This is a genomic window from Streptomyces sp. NPDC046876, assembly GCF_040645035.1.
In the GTDB taxonomy this organism is placed as follows: Bacteria; Actinomycetota; Actinomycetes; order Streptomycetales; family Streptomycetaceae; genus Streptomyces.
This window is the reverse complement of the sequence record NZ_JBEYXK010000112.1, coordinates 17452-20768: the sequence shown is the minus strand read 5'-3', so window position 1 is coordinate 20768 and position 3317 is coordinate 17452. Positions and strand designations below refer to the sequence as shown.

Sequence of the window (3317 nt, the reverse complement as noted above, 5' to 3'; positions counted from 1 at the left end):
CCAGCCTCGCCGGCGTTTGAGGCGCGGGGTTTGGGGCGGCGCCCCAAGGAACCCGGCTTCGCCGGGCACCGGGCTCCGCCCGGACCCTCCCCCAGAATCCGTCCGGGGGGACCCCCACTCAAACGCCGGCGAGGCTGGATATGCCGGACCCCGGCTTGGGAAGGGCCGGCGGAGCCGGAGTTGCCGAGCCTCGGCTCGAAGGCGGGGCGGGGGCCGGGGCCCGGTCGCGGCAGGGTCGGGGCCCGATGGGCGCGGGCACGGCCGCGGCCGGGGCGGGTACGGCCGGGGGCGGTGGCAGACTGGCCGGTGATCCGCCGAAGGGAAGTCACACCGTTGTCCATGTTCAGCAACCTGCGCCGGGCCGTGCGCCGCGGCTACCGGCGGGCCGTAGACCTCAGCCACCCGGCCCGCTCCCCGCTCGGCAGCGCCGTGGTCAACTGCATCGTCTACGAGGACGGCGTACGCCAGGACGGCTGTGCCGAGGTCGAGGAGGCGCTGCGCCGGGTCCGCAAGACCGGCGACGGGTTCGTCTGGATCGGCCTGCACGAGCCCTCGCAGGAGGAGCTCGCCGGCCTCGCAGCGCTGTTCGGGCTGCACCCGCTCGCCGTCGAGGACGCCGTGCACGCGCACCAGCGCCCCAAGGTCGAGCGGTACGACGGCATACTGTTCTCCGTCTTCAAGACCGTGCGCTACGTCGAGCACGAGGAGCTCACCGCCTCCAGCGAGGTGGTGGAGACCGGCGAGCTGATGGCCTTCACCGGCGAGGACTTCGTCATCACCATCCGCCACGGCGGCCGCGGCACGCTCGGCCCGGTCCGCGAGAGCCTGGAGGCGGCCCCGGAGCAGTTGGCGAAGGGCCCGGCGGCCGTCCTGCACGCGATCGCCGACCACGTCGTCGACGACTACGTCGCCGTCACCGACGCGGTGCAGAGCGACATAGACGCCGTCGAGACCGCAGTCTTCAGCGAATCCGGCGGCCGCGGCGACGCGGGCCGCATCTACCAGCTCAAGCGCGAACTGCTGGAGCTGCGCCGCGCGGTGGCCCCGCTGGGCCGGCCGCTGGAGCAGCTGGCCACGCAGCCGATACAGGTCATCCCGGCCGAGGCCCGTGCCTACTTCCGCGACGTCGCCGACCACTTGACCCGGGCGACCGACCAGATCAACGCGTACGACGGCCTGCTGGACTCCATTCTGCAGGCGCACCTCGCGCAGGTGACCGTGGCGCAGAACGAGGACATGCGCAAGATCACGGCGTGGGCGGCGATCGTGGCCGTGCCGACCATGGTCTGCGGGGTGTACGGCATGAACTTCGACCACATGCCGGAGCTGCACTGGACGTACGGCTATCCCGTCGTGCTCGGCGTCATGGGACTGGCCTGCTTCGTCATCCACCGCGGCTTCCGCCGCAACGGGTGGCTGTGACACGGCGGCTGACGGAGCGTCCGGCCAGGGCCTGACCTGAGGAGCGAGCCCGGCCGCACCCGAACGGGGGCGAAGTGCACCGCACTTCGCCCCCGTTGTGCTGTGGACGGCCGGATTCCGGTGGGGCGGAGGCCAATTGCAGGGGCTTGAGGCGACCCAAATTCCAGTAGTAAAGTTTCCTAACGAAGTCGCCCAAGCCTCAACTCACCCCTGGGGGCCTTGTGTTCACCCTTCCCCGCACGAAGACCGCGATCGGCGCCGCCCTGCTCGGCGGCGTCCTCCTCGCCGCACCGCTGCTCACCGTCCACGCCGCCGCGGCCCCGGTGGCGGATGCCGCGGCGCCAAGTGCCGTACGTACCGCGGCCGTCGGGCTCGACGATCCGGCGAAGAAGGACATCGCGATGCAGATCGTCTCCAGCGCGGAGAACTCCTCGCTGGACTGGAAGGCCCAGTACAAGTACATCGAGGACATAGGCGACGGCCGTGGCTACACCGCCGGCATCATCGGCTTCTGCTCCGGCACCGGCGACATGCTCGACCTCGTCGAGTACTACACCCGGGCCAAGCCGGGCAACGTCCTCGCCAAGTACCTCCCGGCCCTGCGCAAGGTCAACGGCAGCGACTCGCACGCCGGCCTGGACCCGAACTTCACCAAGGACTGGGCGAAGGCGGCCCAGGACCCGGAGTTCAGGAAGGCCCAGGACCACGAGCGCGACCGGGTGTACTTCGACCCCGCCGTCAAGCAGGGCAAGTCCGACGGGGTCGGCGTCCTCGGCCAGTTCATCTACTACGACGCCATCGTCATGCACGGCGACGGCTCCGACTCCACCTCCTTCCGCAACATCCGCAAGCGGGCCCTGTCCAAGGCCAAGCCCCCCGCGCAGGGCGGCAGCGAGACCGCCTGGCTGAACGCCTTCCTCGACGCCCGCGTCTGGGCCATGAAGCAGGAGGAGGCCCACAGCGACACCAGCCGCGTCGACACCGCCCAGCGGGTCTTCCTGAAGAAGGGCAACCTCACCCTCGACACCCCGCTCGAATGGAAGGTCTACGGGGACCGCTACCGCATCGGCTAGGCGCCGCCGGGAGGGGCGCCCTGGCCGGAACCGGCGCGTCCAAGGGCACGGGATGATGCCTGCGAAGTCGCAGAGCCGTAACGATGTGTGTCCCGGGCCCGTGGCCGCGCCGGTGACAACTCCCCCCATACCGGGGAAGTCACGCACGGCGAACGGCACAATTCGCCTCCCGCGCCCCGCTGGAGGGCTCCCGCCACCTGTGTTTCGTCACACCGTGTGACGCCGGAGCGCCGGTGGGTCCCAAGTGGCGCCCGATAGGGATGTGTTTCGACGCGGAAGCCTCTGAAAGCGGGCCTTCGGGCGGGTTGTGAAGTGGCTTGACCGCCACGTAAGCGGGGCATAAGTTCTGCCCCGGCTTGCTCCAGCAGGACGGGCCGTCGAACCGTCCTCAGGGGGGACACGTGCACCACTACACCGACGTTCTGAAGAAGTACGCCGACTTCTCCGGCCGCGCTCGCCGGCAGGAGTTCTGGATGTTCTTCCTGCTCAACATGGCCGCCGCGATCGTGGTCCTGATCATCGACAGCGTCATCGGCGCCAGCGGGATCCTGTACGGCCTGTACTTCCTCGCCGTCCTCGTCCCGACCATCGCCCTCACCGTGCGCCGCCTGCACGACCTCGGCAAGTCGGGCTGGTGGTACTTCATCGGCCTCGTCCCCCTGGTCGGCGGCATCTGGCTGCTCGTCCTCCTCGCGACCGAGGGCCAGCCGCAGCCGAACCAGTACGGCCCGAACCCGAAGGCCGTCCAGGCCTGATCTGCCGCCCGCAGGCACGCCGCAGCGCCCGAGCGCCGCACCGGGGGGGAAAATCCCGGGCGGCGGG

Annotated in this window: 3 protein-coding genes; all 3 read left to right on the top strand. The window is 70.4% G+C overall.

Annotation, left to right across the window (positions count from 1 at the left end):
* The first annotated feature begins 339 nt into the window (after positions 1-339).
* The 3 genes from corA (at position 340) to ABZ924_RS33500 (ending at position 3250) form a co-directional block, all read left to right on the top strand.
* Complete coding sequence (gene corA, locus ABZ924_RS33510; protein WP_361918418.1) at positions 340-1422, top strand: magnesium/cobalt transporter CorA; 1083 nt, start codon at positions 340-342, stop codon at positions 1420-1422.
* Positions 1423-1685: 263 nt separating this feature from the next.
* A complete protein-coding gene (locus ABZ924_RS33505; protein ID WP_361918424.1) occupies positions 1686-2495 on the top strand; it encodes a chitosanase in 810 nt (269 codons plus the stop codon).
* Between the two features lie 401 nt (positions 2496-2896).
* The gene (locus tag ABZ924_RS33500) at positions 2897-3250 is read left to right on the top strand and encodes a DUF805 domain-containing protein (protein ID WP_361918415.1); all 354 of its coding nucleotides are present in this window, start codon (positions 2897-2899) and stop codon (positions 3248-3250) included.
* Positions 3251-3317: the final 67 nt, after the last annotated feature.